General features: G+C 64.9%; 16 protein-coding genes. 7 read left to right on the top strand and 9 right to left on the bottom strand.

Annotation, left to right across the window (positions count from 1 at the left end; all coding sequences use genetic code 11):
• The 3 genes from LPZ50_RS11635 to LPZ50_RS11625 form a co-directional block, all read left to right on the top strand.
• Positions 1 to 2,099 (top strand): xanthine dehydrogenase family protein molybdopterin-binding subunit (locus LPZ50_RS11635; protein ID WP_230661539.1); only part of this gene is annotated, 2,099 nt, incomplete at its 5' end.
• 40 nt (positions 2,100 to 2,139) lie between these two features.
• A complete protein-coding gene (locus tag LPZ50_RS11630) occupies positions 2,140 to 3,129 on the top strand; it encodes a Bug family tripartite tricarboxylate transporter substrate binding protein (RefSeq protein WP_230661538.1) in 990 nt (329 codons plus the stop codon).
• Complete coding sequence (locus tag LPZ50_RS11625) at positions 3,126 to 3,854, top strand: carboxymuconolactone decarboxylase family protein (protein ID WP_230661535.1); 729 nt, start codon at positions 3,126 to 3,128, stop codon at positions 3,852 to 3,854. Before LPZ50_RS11630 ends, LPZ50_RS11625 begins: the two co-directional genes overlap by 4 nt.
• A 53-nt stretch (positions 3,855 to 3,907) precedes the next feature.
• Here LPZ50_RS11625 and LPZ50_RS11620 read toward each other — a convergent pair whose 3' ends face one another.
• The 3 genes from LPZ50_RS11620 to LPZ50_RS11610 all read right to left on the bottom strand — a co-directional run bounded on the left by LPZ50_RS11620 (position 3,908) and on the right by LPZ50_RS11610 (position 6,480).
• On the bottom strand, positions 3,908 to 4,885 hold the full coding sequence (locus LPZ50_RS11620; protein ID WP_230661532.1) for a Bug family tripartite tricarboxylate transporter substrate binding protein: 978 nt from the start codon (positions 4,883 to 4,885) through the stop codon (positions 3,908 to 3,910).
• A gap of 48 nt (positions 4,886 to 4,933) precedes the next feature.
• Complete coding sequence (locus tag LPZ50_RS11615) at positions 4,934 to 5,962, bottom strand: hypothetical protein (RefSeq protein WP_230661530.1); 1,029 nt, start codon at positions 5,960 to 5,962, stop codon at positions 4,934 to 4,936.
• Positions 5,963 to 6,111: 149 nt separating this feature from the next.
• A complete protein-coding gene (locus LPZ50_RS11610; protein ID WP_230661528.1) occupies positions 6,112 to 6,480 on the bottom strand; it encodes a nucleotide pyrophosphohydrolase in 369 nt (122 codons plus the stop codon).
• A gap of 288 nt (positions 6,481 to 6,768) precedes the next feature.
• Between LPZ50_RS11610 and LPZ50_RS11605 the strand changes: the two genes are divergently transcribed.
• Positions 6,769 to 7,740: a Bug family tripartite tricarboxylate transporter substrate binding protein gene (locus LPZ50_RS11605; RefSeq protein WP_230661526.1), complete on the top strand. Its 972-nt coding sequence runs from the start codon at positions 6,769 to 6,771 to the stop codon at positions 7,738 to 7,740.
• 33 nt (positions 7,741 to 7,773) lie between these two features.
• Positions 7,774 to 8,682: a LysR family transcriptional regulator gene (locus LPZ50_RS11600; RefSeq protein WP_230661525.1), complete on the top strand. Its 909-nt coding sequence runs from the start codon at positions 7,774 to 7,776 to the stop codon at positions 8,680 to 8,682.
• A 150-nt stretch (positions 8,683 to 8,832) separates the two neighbouring features.
• Here the strand turns inward: LPZ50_RS11600 and LPZ50_RS11595 are convergent, their stop codons facing one another.
• Genes LPZ50_RS11595 through LPZ50_RS11570 form a run of 6 tightly spaced genes read right to left on the bottom strand, consistent with a single transcriptional unit; the run spans position 8,833 to position 13,753 of the window.
• Positions 8,833 to 9,555, bottom strand: a complete 723-nt coding sequence (locus LPZ50_RS11595) for an amino acid ABC transporter ATP-binding protein (protein ID WP_230661524.1) — start codon at positions 9,553 to 9,555, stop codon at positions 8,833 to 8,835.
• 8 nt (positions 9,556 to 9,563) lie between these two features.
• Positions 9,564 to 10,256, bottom strand: a complete 693-nt coding sequence (locus LPZ50_RS11590; RefSeq protein WP_230661523.1) for an amino acid ABC transporter permease — start codon at positions 10,254 to 10,256, stop codon at positions 9,564 to 9,566.
• Positions 10,257 to 10,262: 6 nt separating this feature from the next.
• Positions 10,263 to 10,967, bottom strand: a complete 705-nt coding sequence (locus LPZ50_RS11585; RefSeq protein WP_230661522.1) for an amino acid ABC transporter permease — start codon at positions 10,965 to 10,967, stop codon at positions 10,263 to 10,265.
• 24 nt (positions 10,968 to 10,991) lie between these two features.
• Complete coding sequence (locus LPZ50_RS11580; protein WP_230661520.1) at positions 10,992 to 11,822, bottom strand: ABC transporter substrate-binding protein; 831 nt, start codon at positions 11,820 to 11,822, stop codon at positions 10,992 to 10,994.
• 18 nt (positions 11,823 to 11,840) lie between these two features.
• A complete protein-coding gene (locus LPZ50_RS11575) occupies positions 11,841 to 13,070 on the bottom strand; it encodes an aminotransferase class I/II-fold pyridoxal phosphate-dependent enzyme (protein WP_230661518.1) in 1,230 nt (409 codons plus the stop codon).
• Between the two features lie 11 nt (positions 13,071 to 13,081).
• Positions 13,082 to 13,753: an RraA family protein gene (locus LPZ50_RS11570; protein ID WP_230661516.1), complete on the bottom strand. Its 672-nt coding sequence runs from the start codon at positions 13,751 to 13,753 to the stop codon at positions 13,082 to 13,084.
• Positions 13,754 to 14,129: 376 nt separating this feature from the next.
• On the opposite strand from LPZ50_RS11570, the gene LPZ50_RS11565 reads away from it, so the two are divergent.
• Positions 14,130 to 14,690, top strand: a complete 561-nt coding sequence (locus tag LPZ50_RS11565; protein ID WP_230661513.1) for a sigma-70 family RNA polymerase sigma factor — start codon at positions 14,130 to 14,132, stop codon at positions 14,688 to 14,690.
• A 16-nt stretch (positions 14,691 to 14,706) separates the two neighbouring features.
• On the top strand, positions 14,707 to 15,044 hold a 338-nt coding region (locus LPZ50_RS11560), incomplete at its 3' end, for a DUF4880 domain-containing protein (RefSeq protein ID WP_230661511.1).

Here is a 15,044-nt window from a genome sequence, read left to right as displayed (position 1 = left end):
CGCTGCGCAACGGCACGCCGGCGGCCGGCCCGCGGGATACCCAGGGCACGCCGATCACGGCCTGGCTGCGCCTGGACACCCAGGGTACGGTGACCTTCATGATGAGCCAGTCCGAAATGGGCCAGGGCGTGCATACCGGCCTTGCCATGATCGTGGCCGAGGAACTGGACGCCGACTACGACAAGGTAGGTTTCGAACAGGCACCCGTGACCGAACCCTTCTTCAACCCCCGCTACATCGGCGCAAACGGAGGCCAGGGCACCGGCGGCAGCTCTTCGATCAGCCAGTTGGCGCCAGTGCTGCGCCATGCTTGCGCCGCGGTGCGCGACGTACTGCTGCGCGCGGGCGCGCAGACGCTGCAGGTGGCGGCCGCAGAATGCCAGACCGATGCGGGTTTCGTGATCCATGCGCCATCCGGCCGCCGCGTGGACTACGGCGCCCTGGCAGAAGCCGCAGCCGCGCTGCCCTTGCCGGAGCAGCCACGCCTGAAAGAACCGAAAGAATTCAAATTGCTGGGCACCTTCGTGCCACGGCGGGATATCCCGGCCAAGATCAACGGCGGGGCCGTGTTCGGCCTGGACGTCAAGGTACCCGGCGCCCTGGTGGCGCTGGTGGCGCGATGCCCCGTGTTCGGCGGCACGCTGGGCCGGCTGGACGCCGACGCCGCGCGGCAGAGCCGCGGTGTGCACAGCATCGTGGAAATCACCGCCGGGGTGGCGGTCGTGGCCGACTCATTCTGGCACGCGAAAAAAGGCCGCGACGCGCTGCAGATCACCTGGAATGCCAACCCGGATCCGCGCTGGGATTCGGACCAACTTTCCGGCACCCTGGAACAGCTTGCCACGGCCCCGGGTATCTCGGCGCGCAATGAGGGCGACGCCGAACACGCGTTGGCCCAACTGCCCACACGGCTGGATGCCGTCTACGAATCGCAGTACTTGGACCCTGCTCCCATGGAGCCGATGAACTGCACCGCCTGGGTACAGGAAGACCGTTGCGAAATCTGGGCGCCCACGCAGTTCCAGTCGCGCGCCCTGAGCGCCGCCCAGCGCATTACCGGCTTGCCCGCCGACCGCATCACCATCAATACAACGTACCTGGGCGGCGGATTCGGCCGGCGCTTCTACCATGACTATGTCGATGAAGCCGTTGAAGTCAGCAAGGCGGTGGGGCGGCCGGTGAAGGTGATGCGCACCCGCGAAGACGACATGACGCACAGCTTTTACCGCCCGGCCAGCCACAACCGGATCTCGGCGGGCCTGGATGCCGACGGCCGCATCGCCGCATGGCATCACCGCGCGGTATCGAGTTCGATCCTGAAGAAGCTGTGGCCCGAACGCATCAATGCCGCCACCGGATTTGATGCCACCTCGGGACATGAAGCGGCCAATCTGCTGTACGACATACCCAACTATCGCTTCGAGTGGGTGCCTGCCGAATCGCCGGTACCGGTGGGCATATGGCGTTCGGTGGGCGATTCGCAGAATACCTTCGTCACCCAGTGTTTCATCGATGAATTGGCGCATGCGGCCGGCCGCGATCCCTATGAGTTCCGGCGCGCGCACCTGGGCAGCAAGCCGGGAGCAGCACGCCTGCGCGCGGTGCTGGACATGGTTGCCGAGAAAGCGGGCTGGGGGACACCCCTGCCTTCGGGCCGGCACCGCGGCATCGCGGCCGTGCAATGCTACGGCGCCTTTGCCGCGCAAGTGGCCGAAGTATCGATCGGCGCGGACGGCCAAATCGTGGTGCACCGCATCGTCGCCGGGCTGGATTGCGGCTGGGTTACCAGCCCGGACCTGGTGCGCCAGCAAGCCGAGGGTGGAATTATGTTCGGCCTGTCGGCCGCCCTGGGCGAGGCAATTACGATCAAGGGCGGCGCCGTCGAGCAGAGTAATTTCCATCAATACCCCACCCTGCGGATGAGCCAGATGCCTGTGGTGGAATTCCACCTGATGCCCAGCGAGCAGCCCCCGCTGTCGGTAGGCGAACCTGCTGGCACCCCCTGCGTTGCGCCGGCCGTGGCCAATGCGGTATTCGCTGCCACGGGCGTACGCATGCGTTCGATGCCTTTCTCGCGCCACGTACTGAAACAGACCTGAGTTCGACATCATCCATCACCCATCACAAGAAGAGACGCCCATGATGATTCCCCGCCAGATACGGACCGCAATGTATGCCCTTGCCCTGGCGCTGTCGGCCAACCTTGCCCACGCCCAAGGCTGGCCCGCCAAGCCGGTGACCCTGGTCATTCCTTTTCCGCCAGGCAATACCGCCGACCTGGTAGCCCGCGCCTTGCAAGACCCGCTGGGCAAGGCCCTGGGCCAGCCCGTCATTGTCGACAACAAGCCGGGCGCCGGGGGCAATATCGCCGTGCAGAATGTCGCCCGCGCCGACAACGACGGCTACACGCTCCTGCTGACCACGGGCTCGCCCCTGGTGATCAACCCCGCGCTTTACCGGAACTTGCCGTTCGACCCCGAACAGGATTTCGCTCCGGTGGCCATCGTCGGGTCGATCCCCATGGTGCTGATTGCACGCAACGAGCTGCCCGTGAACTCGGTGTCCGAGCTGCTGGACTATGCACGCAGTAATGCCTCGTCCCTGACCTACGCCTCGGTGGGCCAGGGTACGTTCACGCACCTGGGCATGGAACTGTTCACGCGTGCGGCGGGCCTGCACCTGACGCATTCGCCGTACCGGGGCGCAAGCGCCGCCCACCTTGATTTGATCGGTGGACGGGTCGACTTCATGTTCGATAGCGTGGCCTCGTCCAATGCCTTGCTCAAGGGCAAGCGGGTGAAGGCCCTGGCGGTGACGTCCGCCGATCGATCACCGTTCCTGCCGGACGTGCCGACCATCGGAGACGGCACGGATGGCAGTCTGGCGGATTTCGAGGTCACGGTCTGGACAGGCCTGTTCGCGCCGGCCGGTACCCCGGACGAAGTCGTCTCGCGCCTGAACCACGAAATCGGCGAATTGCTGCGCACGCCGGGTTTTTCCGGACAACTGGCCCAGCAATTCATCCGGGCCGATACCCCGCTGACACCTGATCAGTTTGCGCAGCGCGTGCAGGCCGACCGGGCCCGCTGGATGGCGCTGAGCCGCAACATCAACCTGGCGCTGCAATGAACGATAAAGCCGCGAACCTGGGCGCGCTGGGCGCCATTTATGCCGGCCTGGCCGAAAACGATGTGTTCAAGAGAACCCGGATCCCATTCCGGGACCAGATGCTGATGCGCGTGTCGGCAGTACTGGGCGCGGGGCATACGGGAATTCTCTACCGGGAGGCGGTCGAGGCCGCGCTGCAAGGCGGGCTGGATGCCGTCACGGCGGAGGACCTGGTCATTCACCTGGCGTCATATATCGGCCTGGCGCGCGCGTTCGATGCAATGGCGGTGCTGCGCATGGCCTTGCAGGCACGCAACGATCCCCACGATATCGCGGCGTCGCGCAGCGGGGCCGCTACGCTGCCGATGGCCGAAAGATTCGAGCGCGGCATCGCGCTGTATTCCCAGCTCGACGGGCCGCGCGCCCACGCACAGTTGGCGCACTACAGCGCCGTTTCGCCAGAGTATTACCAATATGTGATGGGGATGTTCGGATGCACCTTCGGCCGCGATTCGCTGGATGTGCGCGAGCGGGAAATCGCCACGGTGGCCGTTCTTGGCGCCATGGGGACTGCCGGCGGGCAGCTGGCTTTCCACGCCCGGATAGCGCTGGAGCAAGGGGCGCAGCGCGATACCCTGGCCGAGCTGCTGCTGTACGTGCAGCTGTATGCCGGGCTGCCCGCGGCCAACAACGCCGCCGCGGTCGTGCGGGACGCGCTGGCCGCGCGCGAGGCCCCTGCTTCCTGAGTGCAGGCATCCCGTTGCGCCGCGGCCGCCCCGGCGGCCGCACGCACCCTGGATCAGTTGGCGACAATACCCGCCGACTTGATGACCTGCGACCAATGCGCGGTATCGGCATCCACCGTGGCCTGCAGTTCGCCGGGCGGCTGGTAGCGCACTTCGATGCCGGCCGCCGCGGCGCGTTCGGCCGACACGGGCTGGGCCAGGCCTGCCTTCAGCGCCTGCGTCAGGCGTTCGATGGTTGCGGGCGGCGTGCCGGCCGGCGCGAACAAGGACACCCAGGCCTCGAGCTCGAAGTTCTTGAAGCCTTGCTCGCCCGCGGTGGGCACATCCGGCAGCATGGGGTGGCGCTTGCTGCCCGCCACCGCAATGGCGCGCAGCTTGCCCTGCTGCACATGGCCGATGACCGAGGGCGGCGTGGTGATGAACATCTGCACCTGGCCGGACAGCACGTCCTGGATGGCCGGGCCCGAGCCCTTGTACGGCACGTGCACCACATCTATGCCCGTCATCTGGCGCAGCAGTTCGGTGCCCACGTGCGGCACCGAGCCGCTGCCCTGCGACGCGTAATTCACTTCGCCGGGATGCGCCTTGGCGTAGTCCACCAGTTCTGTCAGGGAATGCACGGGCAGCGACGGATGCACCACCACTACGTGCGGCGCCACGGCAACCATGCCCACCGGCACGAACGATGCCTTGTTCCAGCGCAGGTTGGTGAACAGCGACGGGTTGCCCGCGTGATACATGGAATACGAGGCCAGCAGCGTGTAGCCATCCGGCCTGGCGTCGGCCACGTAGTTGTAGGCAATGTTGCCGCTGGCGCCCGTGCGGTTGTCCACCACCACGGGCTGCTCCAGGCCCAGGGTAAGCGGGTCGCCCGCCAGGCGGGCCGCCATGTCGACGATGCCGCCGGGCGGAACCGGCACCACGATGGTGATGGGACGCGAAGGAAAATCGTCCTGGGCGTGCGCCGCCAGCGCCGGTAGCAGGCTTGCGGCGCACAGCGCCAGCAGGGTTGTTCGGCTAAAGGGCTTCATGCCGGGGCTTTCCAGTAAGCAACAATCGAATGGGCCGTGGCCCGGGGGTCAAGCCAGTTCCTGGCGCACGATACGCGCGCCGTCCACCATGGCCTTCATCTTGCCGTAGGCCACATCGCGCGGCAGGTACTTGAAGCCGCAGTCTGGCGCGATGACCAGGCGTTCTGCGGGCACATGGGGCAAGGCGCGGCGTATGCGCTGCGCCACCAGTTCGGGTGTTTCGATCTCGCGGGTGGAAAGGTCCAGCACGCCCAGCATGATGGTCTTGGACGGCAGTTTTTCCAGTATGGCGCAGTCCAGGTTGGATTGCGCGGTCTCGATGGAGATCTGGCTGGCCAGGCTGCCTTCCAGTTCGGGCAGGAACGAATACCCCGACGGGCGCTCGTGGATGATGGCCGCATAACCGAAGCAGATATGCACGGCCGTGGTGCCGCCCACGCCTTCCAGGGCGCGGTTCAGGGCCTTCACGCCGTAGGCGCGGGCTTTTTCCGGGCGGGCTTGCATATAGGGTTCGTCGATCTGCACCACATCCACACCGGCGGCGAACAGGTCGCGGATCTCGGCGTTGACCGCCGCGGCGTAGTCCATGGCCAGTTCTTCTTCGCTGGCGTAGAAATCATTCTGCGCCTGCTGCGACATGGTGAACGGGCCGGGCACGGTGATCTTGGTGGGCTGGCCGGTATTGGCCCGCAGGAACTCCACGTCGCGCACTTGCACGGCGTGGCGCCGGCTGACCTTGCCGGTAATGCGCGGCACCGGGTTGGGGTGCCCGCTGCGGTCCAGCGCCGTGCCGGGGTTGTCCAGGTCTACGCCATCCAGCGCGGTGGCGAAGCGGTTCGAATAGCTTTCACGCCGGACTTCCCCGTCGCTGATGATGTCGATGCCGGCGCGCTCCTGGTCGCGGATGGCCAGCAGCGTGGCGTCGTCTTGCGCGTCCTGCAGCCATTCCGGTGCGACGCGCCACAGTTCCTGCGCGCGCACGCGCGGCGGAAAGCGGCCCGCCAGCTTGCTGCGGTCGATGAGCCAGTCGGGTTGGGTGTACGAGCCGACCAGGGTGGTGGGAAGAAGCTGCGACATGATGAATGCGGGTTTGAATAGAATCCAGCATTGTAGGCCGCAACATGAAAATTATTAATGAAATGGTCCGAAGAACGGACGAAATCGCGCATAGAAGCCAGATTTATCGGCTTTTATATGAATTTTATTCAAAATAAGAAGAAATACATTCAATCAATGCGCGGGCGGTATCTGGGCAGGGTGTCGCCTGCCGGGTACTTGCGCCCGTTGGCTTCCATCTTGCTGACGATGGCCTCGTTCAGGTCCACGCCCAGCGCCGAGGCCAGACGCACTAAGTACAGCATGACATCGGCCAGTTCATCGCGCACGGCCCGCGCGGTATCCGGGCGCCGGGCAAGCTGCCGGGACTCGTCTTCGGTCAGCCACTGGAACAGTTCCACCAGTTCGCCCACTTCGCCCGTCAGCGCCATGGCCAGGTTCTTGGGCGAGTGAAAGCGGTTCCAGTCGCGTTCGTCGGCGAAGCGCTGCAGGGCGGCTTCCAGGGTGGTGGTGTCGATCAGGCGGTCGGTGGCGGACATGGCTGGGGTTCCAGGGCGCGGGGTTCTGAGGCAAGCCCCTACTGTAATAGGCAAGGCGCTGCTGCGCCGCGGGACTCATTACAATTCACCCCTGCGGGCCGGCCCCTGGGCTGCCCGCGCTACCCATGCCGGCCCGCATGCCCCACCCTTGGCGCGCGGGCCCTGGAATGCCCGGCCCCGCCCACGAGCGGGCGGCAAACCCTGATCGACCCGGCCATACCCAGCGTTGCGGCGTCGTTCTGATGCATTGTTCATGAATACATTAAGAACCACGAAGAAGGTATTTTTATGTCGCAGCGAATCAAGAGCCTCGCCGGACTGGCGGCCACTGTTCTGATCAGCGTGGCGGGCGCGGCGCAAGCCGCCTACCCGGAACGTCCCATCAACCTGGTGGTGCCGTTCCCGCCCGGCCAGGCCACGGATATTTTTGCCCGCATGGTGGCCGATCAACTGGCCAAGGAAGTGGGCCAGCCCGTGGTGGTGGAAAACAAGGCCGGCGCGGGCAGCAACATCGGCATGCACTTCGTGGCTCGCGCCGAGCCCGACGGCTACACGCTGGTGGTGGGCGGCAGCGCCGCGGCGGTGAACCAGACGCTGTACAGCAACCCCGGCTATTCCCTGCAGAACGATTTCGTGCCGGTGGGCGGCATTTTCACGGTACCGCTGATTTTCCTGGCCACGCCGCAAAGCGGCATTACATCGCTGCAGCAACTGATCGCGCAGGCCAAGGCCAAGCCCAATGAACTGGCCTACGCCAGCGCGGGCATCGGCGGCACGCAGCATTTGTCCGCGGAAATGTTCAAGGCCGATGCGAACGTGGAACTGCGCCACATCCCCTACAAGGGCAGCGGCCCCGCGCAGGCGGATTTCCTGGGCAACCACGTGCCGCTGATGGTGGATTCGGTGACGGCGGCGCTGCCCCATGTGTCGTCCAAGGCGGCCGTGCCGCTGGCCGTGACCACCAGCAAGCGCATTCCGCAGCTGCCCGACGTGCCCACGGTGGCCGAAGCGGGCCTGCCCGGCTTCGAGGCGGTGGGCTGGGCCATGGTGTTCGCGCCCGCCAAGACACCGGCCGGCGTGGTGCAATACCTGAACCAGAAAATCAACGCGATCCTGAAGTCGCCCGAGATGGCCAAGGCCCTGGCCGACCGCGGCGGCCAGCCGCTGGTTTACGCGCCCGAAGAAGGCAAGCAATTCGTTGCCAATGAAGTGGAAAAATGGGGCAAGGCGGTGAAGCGCTCGGGCGCTTCGGCGGACTGAGCCGGCCCGCCCTTTGTCCAGGTACAGGCCATTATGCTGACCTTCAAGCAAATTGAAGCCCTGTACTGGGTGGTGCAGCTCGGCGGCTTTGCCAACGCCGCCGAGCGCCTGAATACCACGCAGTCCGCCATTACCAAGCGCATCCAGGAACTGGAAACCAGCTTCGACATCCAGATCTTCGACCGCAGCGGGCAGAAGGCGGCGCTGACGCGGCGGGGCGAAGAACTGCTGGAAATGGCGGCCGACCTATTAGGCCGGCGCGACCAGATGCTGCTGAAGATGAAGGGCTACAAGCCCTTTTCGGGCTCGCTTCGGCTGGGCATTACCGAGATCACGGCCATGACCTGGCTGCCGCAGCTGATGCAGGCGCTGCGCGCGGCGTTTCCCGAACTGATCGTGCAGCCCAAGATAGGCATGGCCTGGCAACTACAGCAGAATGTGCTGAACGGCCATCTGGACATGGCCATCCTGCATTGGGAAGTGCGCAACCCGCACCTGGAAACCGAACCCATCGCGCAGGTGGATTTCGCCTGGGCGGGCAGCCCCGAAGTGCTGTCCCCCGGCAGGATCTATACGCCGGAAGATATCTCGCGCATGAATATCATCCGGCAGGATCCGGATTCGGCGCTGAATGTCATCTACGACGAATGGCTGTCACCCTATACGCCGCAGTCGAACCTGTTCACCATCAACAGCCTGCAGGCCATGGTGGGGTTCACCGTGGCGGGCTTCGGCGTGGCGTGCATCCCGGTGGGCTTTTTCTCGGACCTGGTGAAAAGCCGCAAGCTGGTCCTGGCGCGCACCACCAAGCCCATGCCCACATCGATGTACTGCGCCATGTTCGCGAAACAGTCGAACACCATGTTCTACCAGGAAATCGCGCGCATCGCGCGCGACGTATGCGACTTCACGCGGCCCTACGGGGGCGGGCTGAACGTGTGATGCCGGGCGAAGCTGGCTTCGGTGTCTGGCACCCTGACGGGAGCCAGAAACCTGGCGGTGGTCGCGAAAATTCGCCACGGTGGCTTACGGCAGAGCCCCGGGAGCCAGACACCCGTGAACATCCGTGAACGCCCGCCACGGCGGGTTGTTTCAGTGCCGGATGTCGGCCAGGAATTTGCGGGCGCGGTCGGTTTGCGGGTTGGCGAAGAACTGCTCCGGCGGGGCTTGCTCGACGATGCCGCCGGCATCCATGAACCACACGGTGTCGGCCACGTCGCGCGCGAAGTTCATTTCGTGCGTGACGCACACCATGGTCATGCCTTCGGCGGCCAGCGACTTCATCACCAGCAGCACCTCGTTGACCATTTCCGGATCCAGCGCGCTGGTGGGCTCGTCGAACAGCATGATGCGGGGCTTCATGGCCAGCGCGCGCGCGATGGCCACGCGCTGCTGTTGGCCGCCCGACAGTTCCCCTGGATAGGCCGCGGCCTTGTGGGCCAGGCCCACGCGTTCCAGCAGCGCCAGGGCGTGGTCGCGCGCTTCGCTTTTGCTCATGCGCTTGAGCAGCACGGGCGCCATCATCAGGTTGTCCTGCACGCACATGTGCGGAAACAGGTTGAACTGCTGGAACACAAAGCCGATATGGCTGCGCATATCGTCCAGCGAACCGCACTGGTACATGTCGACGCCGTCGACCAGGATGCTGCCTTTCTGGATGGGTTCCAGGCGGTTGATGGTGCGGATCAGGGTCGACTTGCCCGACCCCGACGGCCCGCACACCACCAGGACTTCGCCCTGCCGCACGCCGGCGTTGATGTTGTCCAGGGCGAGATAGTCGCCATACCATTTACTGACGTTCTTGAATTCGATCATGGATATGCCTATACCGTGACGGTGCGCGTTCCGCCCATGCGGGACTCGACGAGCTTGACCACGCCGGTAAGTATCAGGTTCAGCACGAAGTAGGTCAGCGCCAGCAGCGCGAATACTTCGAACGGCTTGACCAGCAGTATGTTGTTGACCTGCGCGGCGGCGAAAGTCAGTTCGTGCACGCTGATCACGAAGCCCAGCGAGGTTTCCTTCACCGTGGAAATGAACTGGCTGAGCATGCTGGGTATGGTGTTGTACAAGGCCTGCGGCAGCACGATCTTGCGCATGGCCTGCATGTGGCTCAGCCCCAGCGAGCGCCCGGCTTCCATTTGCCCGGCCGGCAGGGCCTGGATACCGCTGCGGATGATCTCGGACAGGTAGGCGCCTTCGTAGATGATCAGCGCCGCCGCCATGGTGACCACGCCGCTGACGGTGTTGCCGATGAGCAGGGGCAGGAAGAAGTAGGCCCAGAAAATGAACATGATGAGCGGCAGCCCGCGCACCACGTACACCACGGCCGTGGCCGGCCAATAGAAAATTTTGTGCGAACTGATGCGGCCCAGGGCCAGCAGCACGCCGATGGGAAACGCCAGCAGCAGGCTGACCAGAGCCAGGCCCACGGTGGCCACCAGGCCGCCCATGGGGCCGTTGGGCCATTGCCCCACCAGCAGCAGCAGCCAGTTATCGGAAAGTATGTCCAGCATGAGGTATCACCGGGTCCTGGCCACGTACGCGACCCGTTTGGAAAGATAGGCGCCGGCCAGCATCAGCAGCAGCGAAATGGCCAGGTACAGCACGGTGACCACCGCGTAGATCTCGAAAGTCTTGAACGTGGCCGATTCGATTTCGCGGCCGGCCCCGGTCAGTTCGATCAGGCCGATGGCCATGGCCAGGCTGGTGTTCTTGAATAGCAGCAGGGTCTGGTTGGTAAGCGGCGGAATCGATATCTTGAACGCCTGCGGCAGTATCACTTTGCGCATGGCCTGTAGATAGCTCAGGCCCAGGCTGCGGGACGCTTCCATCTGGCCGCGCGGAATGGCGCGGATGGCGCTGCGCAGGTCTTCGCCCACGTAGGCCGCCGTGACCAGGCCGATGGCCAGCGTGGCGTAGAAGAATTCGCCGCCGATGATATTGATGGCGTCGTTCAGCGCGGGCGGCACGATGGACGCCACGCCGAAGTACCACAGCAGAATATGCACCAGCATGGGCACGTTGCGGTGAAACGCCACGTACACGGCGATCAGCGCGTTCAGCGGGCGCAGGTTCAGCATGCGCAGCACCGCCAGCAGGCTGCCCAGCGCGAACGCCAGCAGCCAGGCCAGCACGGTCATTTTCAGGGTGGTGACCAGCCCACCCAGGATCAGCGTCGGGTAGCCGTTACTGAGTAACGCACCGAAGTCCAATGTGTAATTCATAAGCAGCTACCCGCCCCGCCGGGCTCAACCCTTGATTTCTTCGACCTTGAACACGCGCTTGGACGGGAACTTGGTGTCCGGGCCAAACCAGCGGTCGTAGATGGTCTGCATCTTGCCCGACGATTCCAGGCCCGACAGCACCTTGTTCACTTCCTTGCGCAGGGCGTCTTCACCCTTGCGCAGGCCGATGCCCCAGGGTTCGACGAACAACGGGTCCTCGATGATGTCCAGCTTCACGGGCGACGATTCGGCCTGCTGCTTGAACTTCAGCAGCATCAGCTCCGAACCGACGAAGCCCGACACCTTGCGCTGCTGCAGAGCGATGAAAGCGGTGGGCGGATCCTTGAACGTAACGGTGGTGACGTCCGGGATCAGGCGCTTGGCGCCGGCTTCCGACGACGAGCCCGATACGGCGCTGACGCGCTTGCCGGCCAGGTCGGCGTTGGTTTTCAGCGTGCCCGCGTCGGCGCGGCGGATCAGGATTTTCTGCGGGCTGACATAGTGCTGGTAGCTGTAGTCGATCTGCTTGGCGCGGTCGGGGCTCCAGCCCAGGTTGGCCGCCACCAGGTCGACACGGCCGCCAGCCAGTTCGGGAATGCGGGCCGCCACGGAAATCATCTTCACTTCCAGCTTCACGCCCAGGTCATCGGCGACTTCCTTGCACAGGTCGATTTCGTAACCCACCACTTCGCGGGTTTTCGGATCCTGGAAGCTGAAGGGCTCGGACGTGCCCAGCGTGCCGCACACCAGCGTGCCGCGCGCCTTGATGTCCGACAGCGCATCCGCGTGCGCCACGCCAGCCATGCCCAGGCAGGCCAGCAGCGGCACCATTTTCAGTACTTTCTTGATGCTCATGATTTCTCCCGTGAAATATTATTGAAGTTGGCCGCATGCCCAAGCCAGCTTTTCGCAGCCGGCCTGGATGGTGTCCAGGTCGGTGGCGAAACTCATGCGCATGTAGCCGGGGTTGCCATAGGCCGTGCCGTCCAGGACGGCAATGCCGGCGGCATCCAGCAGGTAGTGCACGAAATCCAGATCGCTCCCGATGGTCTTGCCATCGGGCGTGCGCTTACCGATAAAGCCCTGGATATTGGGGAACACATAGAACGCGCCCGCCGGCAGCAGGCACGACATGGAAGGAATGGCGTTCAGCCCCGCCACGATCAGGTCGCGGCGGGCTTTGTATAGTGCAACGATATCCCTGACGCACTGCTGATCAGCCGACAGGGCCGTGGCCGCCGCCACCTGGCAGATCTGGCTGGCGCAGGAAGTGGACTGCGAGATCAGCGTGGAAATCGCCTTGACCAGCCAGGCGGGCCCGGCCGCGTAGCCCACGCGCCAGCCGGTCATGGCGTAGGCCTTCGACACGCCATTCACCAGCAGCACGCGCGGCGCCAGTTCCGGCTTCACGGCCAATGCCGACACGTAGCGGCCTTCGTAGCAGAAGTGTTCGTAGATCTCGTCCACCATCAGCAGCACCTGCGGATGGCGTTGCAGCACGGCCAGCAGCGCTTCCAGTTCCGCTTCGGTGTAGATGGCGCCCGAAGGGTTGTTGGGCGCATTCAGCAGCAGCCACTTGGTGCGCGGCGTAATGGCGGCTTCCAGCGCCTGCGGAGTCAGTTTGAAGTCCTGGGCCTCGGTGGTGGCGACGATGACCGGCTTGCCGTCGTTCAGCAGCACCATGTCGGGGTACGACACCCAGTACGGCGTGGGGATGATGACCTCGTCGCCCGCGTCCAGCGTGGCCTGCAGGGCCGAGAAAATCAGCTGCTTGGCGCCGGTGCCCACCACCAGCTGATCCAGCTCGAACGACAGGTTGTTCTCGCGCTGGAACTTCTGCTGCGCGGCCACCAGTAGTTCACGGATGCCGGACGACGCGGTGTATTTCACCGCGCCGCTTTCGATGGCGGCGATGCCGGCCCGCGCGATGTGTTCGGGCGTGCCGACGTCGGGCTCGCCGATCGTGAAATCGATGATGGTCTTGCCTGCGGCGCGCAGGCTGTCGACCTTGCGCTTGGCCGCCATGCTGGGCGACGGCTTGATGGCGCCCATGCGGCGCGCCAGGAAAGCGGCGGCGCCTTGTTCGGTATAGGTTGCGGTCATGATGGGTGTATCTACAGCAGGTTCTTCGCTTCCAGGACGGGGTGCAGCCAGCTCTGGCGTTCATCGCCCGCGGCGATCTCGGCCATGATGCGTTCTTCTTTTTCGGCGTGGGCGCGCGCCTTCTGCACCAGCGCGTCGGCCTCGCTGACGGGAAACGACACGATGCCGTCCTCGTCGGCCACGATCACGTCGCCCGGCAGGATGACCTGCCCGCCGATGGTGACGGGCACGTTCACCTCGCCCGGGCCGTCTTTGTAGGGCCCGCGATGCACATGGCCGCGCGCATAGCAGGGGAAATCATCATTCTCGAACGACGCAACGTCGCGTATGGCGCCGTCCACGATCAGGCCCGCGCAGCCGCGCTGCTGCAGATAGCGCTTCATGATCTCGCCCACGCAGGCGTTGGTGAGGTCGCCGCCGGCATCCACCACCAGCACATGGCCCGGCTGGATCAGCGTCATGGCCTTGTAGATGAACAGGTTGTCGCCCGGGCGCGTCTTGACCGTCAGCGCGCTGCCCACCAGCTTGCCGCGCCGGTTGTAGCGGGCCAGGCCCACCACGCCGCGCTGGCGGTGCAGGTTGTCGCTCAGGTGCGGGGTCACGATAGGCCGCAGCGCGGCGGCGAGTTCGGCACCGAGCACCGGCGGGGCGGAATTCAGGGTGAATGGCGATGGGTTCTGCATCAGGGGTCCTCCAGGAAGAAGCGATCATGCAAAAAACCCCGCTGCACAAAAAGGGAATTAAACGCTACAGGTTTTATTCCCTTAGGGAATGCACATTCGCCCCACGGCCCGCCCCTGCCAGCCTGGCCCAGAACACTTATCACTAAAACAAGTACTTAGCGTGACATGCTGCGGCATGGATCATGGATACAAAGCGGACTCGGCGGCGCACCATGGCGGCCCGTCCTACGGGAAAACCCCGGGTGGCGGGAATGCCGCAGTAACAAAGACAACCCCGCATTCCCGCGCGCGAAACTTCAAAACAAGAACTATTTCCATTACCATCCCAGGGCAGTGCCCTTTTCTTTCTTCGAAAACTCCCCGAGAGAGTTCGATCGTGACCGTCGCGCCCTATCCTTATCGTTCGCAGCCATCGATCGATACGCTGTACACCGATCACCACGCTTGGCTGCGGGCCTGGCTGCAGCGGCGCCTGGGCAACGCGGCCGACGCGGCAGACCTGGCCCACGAGGCCTTCCTGCGCCTGATACTGAAACCCGCCTCGCGCGGTTTCGACAACCCGCTGCAGGCCCGCGCCTACCTGCGCGCCATGGCCCAGGGCATGTGCATCAACCTGTGGCGCCGGCGCGAGATCGAACAGGCCTGGCTGGACACCCTGGCCGCGCAGCCCGAGGGTTACGCGCCATCGGCCGAGCGGCAGGCCATGGTGCTGGAGGCCCTGCAGGAAATCGCCACCCTGCTGCAGGGCTTGCCCGGCAAGGCCGCGCAGGCATTTCTGCTGTCCAGTGTGTGCGGCATGACGGCCGCCGAGGTGGGCGGCGAACTGGGCGTGTCGTCGCGCATGGTGCGCAAATACGTGGCGCAGGCCATGCTGCGCTGCATGCAGGCCCAGGCCGCGCACACGGCCCAGGCGCTGCGCCAGGCGCCGGCGCCATGAACTGACGCGCCCACCGATGCCTGCCAATTTCGCCGCGCCCGGCCTTTTGGGCAATGACCCGCAGCCCACGCGTGAAGCCATGGAGCACGCGGCGCACTGGTATGCGCTGCTGATTTCGGGCGAAGCCAGCGCGGCCGACCAGGCGCGCTGGCGCACCTGGCTGGACGCGCATCCGCAGCACCGGCAGGCGTGGCAATACGTGGAATCGGTCAGCCAGCGGGTGCTGGCCCCTTTGCAGGAAACGCCCGATCCGCGCCAGATGGCGGCCAGGGTGTACGACGTGCACGCGCGCTCGCGCACGCGCCGCCGCGTGCTGGCCGGCCTGGGTGCTGCGCAACTGGGTTTCCAGTTCTT

The organism is Bordetella petrii (assembly GCF_020991325.1).
In the GTDB taxonomy this organism is placed as follows: domain Bacteria; phylum Pseudomonadota; class Gammaproteobacteria; order Burkholderiales; family Burkholderiaceae_B; genus Bordetella_A; species Bordetella_A petrii_E.
The sequence above is the reverse complement of the archived record's forward strand: the minus strand, read 5'-3'. Positions and strand labels throughout refer to the sequence as shown.

What these genes read in the sequence shown, in the direction of transcription:
- LPZ50_RS11580 (WP_230661520.1), bottom strand. Translation starts at nt 11,822, where the DNA reads ATGAGCATCAAGAAAGTACTGAAAATGGTGCCGCTGCTGGCCTGCCTG.
- LPZ50_RS11605 (WP_230661526.1), top strand. Translation starts at nt 6,769, where the DNA reads ATGTCGCAGCGAATCAAGAGCCTCGCCGGACTGGCGGCCACTGTTCTG.
- LPZ50_RS11620 (WP_230661532.1), bottom strand. Translation starts at nt 4,885, where the DNA reads ATGAAGCCCTTTAGCCGAACAACCCTGCTGGCGCTGTGCGCCGCAAGC.
- LPZ50_RS11575 (WP_230661518.1), bottom strand. Translation starts at nt 13,070, where the DNA reads ATGACCGCAACCTATACCGAACAAGGCGCCGCCGCTTTCCTGGCGCGC.
- LPZ50_RS11600 (WP_230661525.1), top strand. Translation starts at nt 7,774, where the DNA reads ATGCTGACCTTCAAGCAAATTGAAGCCCTGTACTGGGTGGTGCAGCTC.
- LPZ50_RS11590 (WP_230661523.1), bottom strand. Translation starts at nt 10,256, where the DNA reads ATGCTGGACATACTTTCCGATAACTGGCTGCTGCTGCTGGTGGGGCAA.
- LPZ50_RS11630 (WP_230661538.1), top strand. Translation starts at nt 2,140, where the DNA reads ATGATGATTCCCCGCCAGATACGGACCGCAATGTATGCCCTTGCCCTG.
- LPZ50_RS11610 (WP_230661528.1), bottom strand. Translation starts at nt 6,480, where the DNA reads ATGTCCGCCACCGACCGCCTGATCGACACCACCACCCTGGAAGCCGCC.
- LPZ50_RS11595 (WP_230661524.1), bottom strand. Translation starts at nt 9,555, where the DNA reads ATGATCGAATTCAAGAACGTCAGTAAATGGTATGGCGACTATCTCGCC.
- LPZ50_RS11625 (WP_230661535.1), top strand. Translation starts at nt 3,126, where the DNA reads ATGAACGATAAAGCCGCGAACCTGGGCGCGCTGGGCGCCATTTATGCC.
- LPZ50_RS11585 (WP_230661522.1), bottom strand. Translation starts at nt 10,967, where the DNA reads ATGAATTACACATTGGACTTCGGTGCGTTACTCAGTAACGGCTACCCG.
- LPZ50_RS11615 (WP_230661530.1), bottom strand. Translation starts at nt 5,962, where the DNA reads ATGTCGCAGCTTCTTCCCACCACCCTGGTCGGCTCGTACACCCAACCC.
- LPZ50_RS11570 (WP_230661516.1), bottom strand. Translation starts at nt 13,753, where the DNA reads ATGCAGAACCCATCGCCATTCACCCTGAATTCCGCCCCGCCGGTGCTC.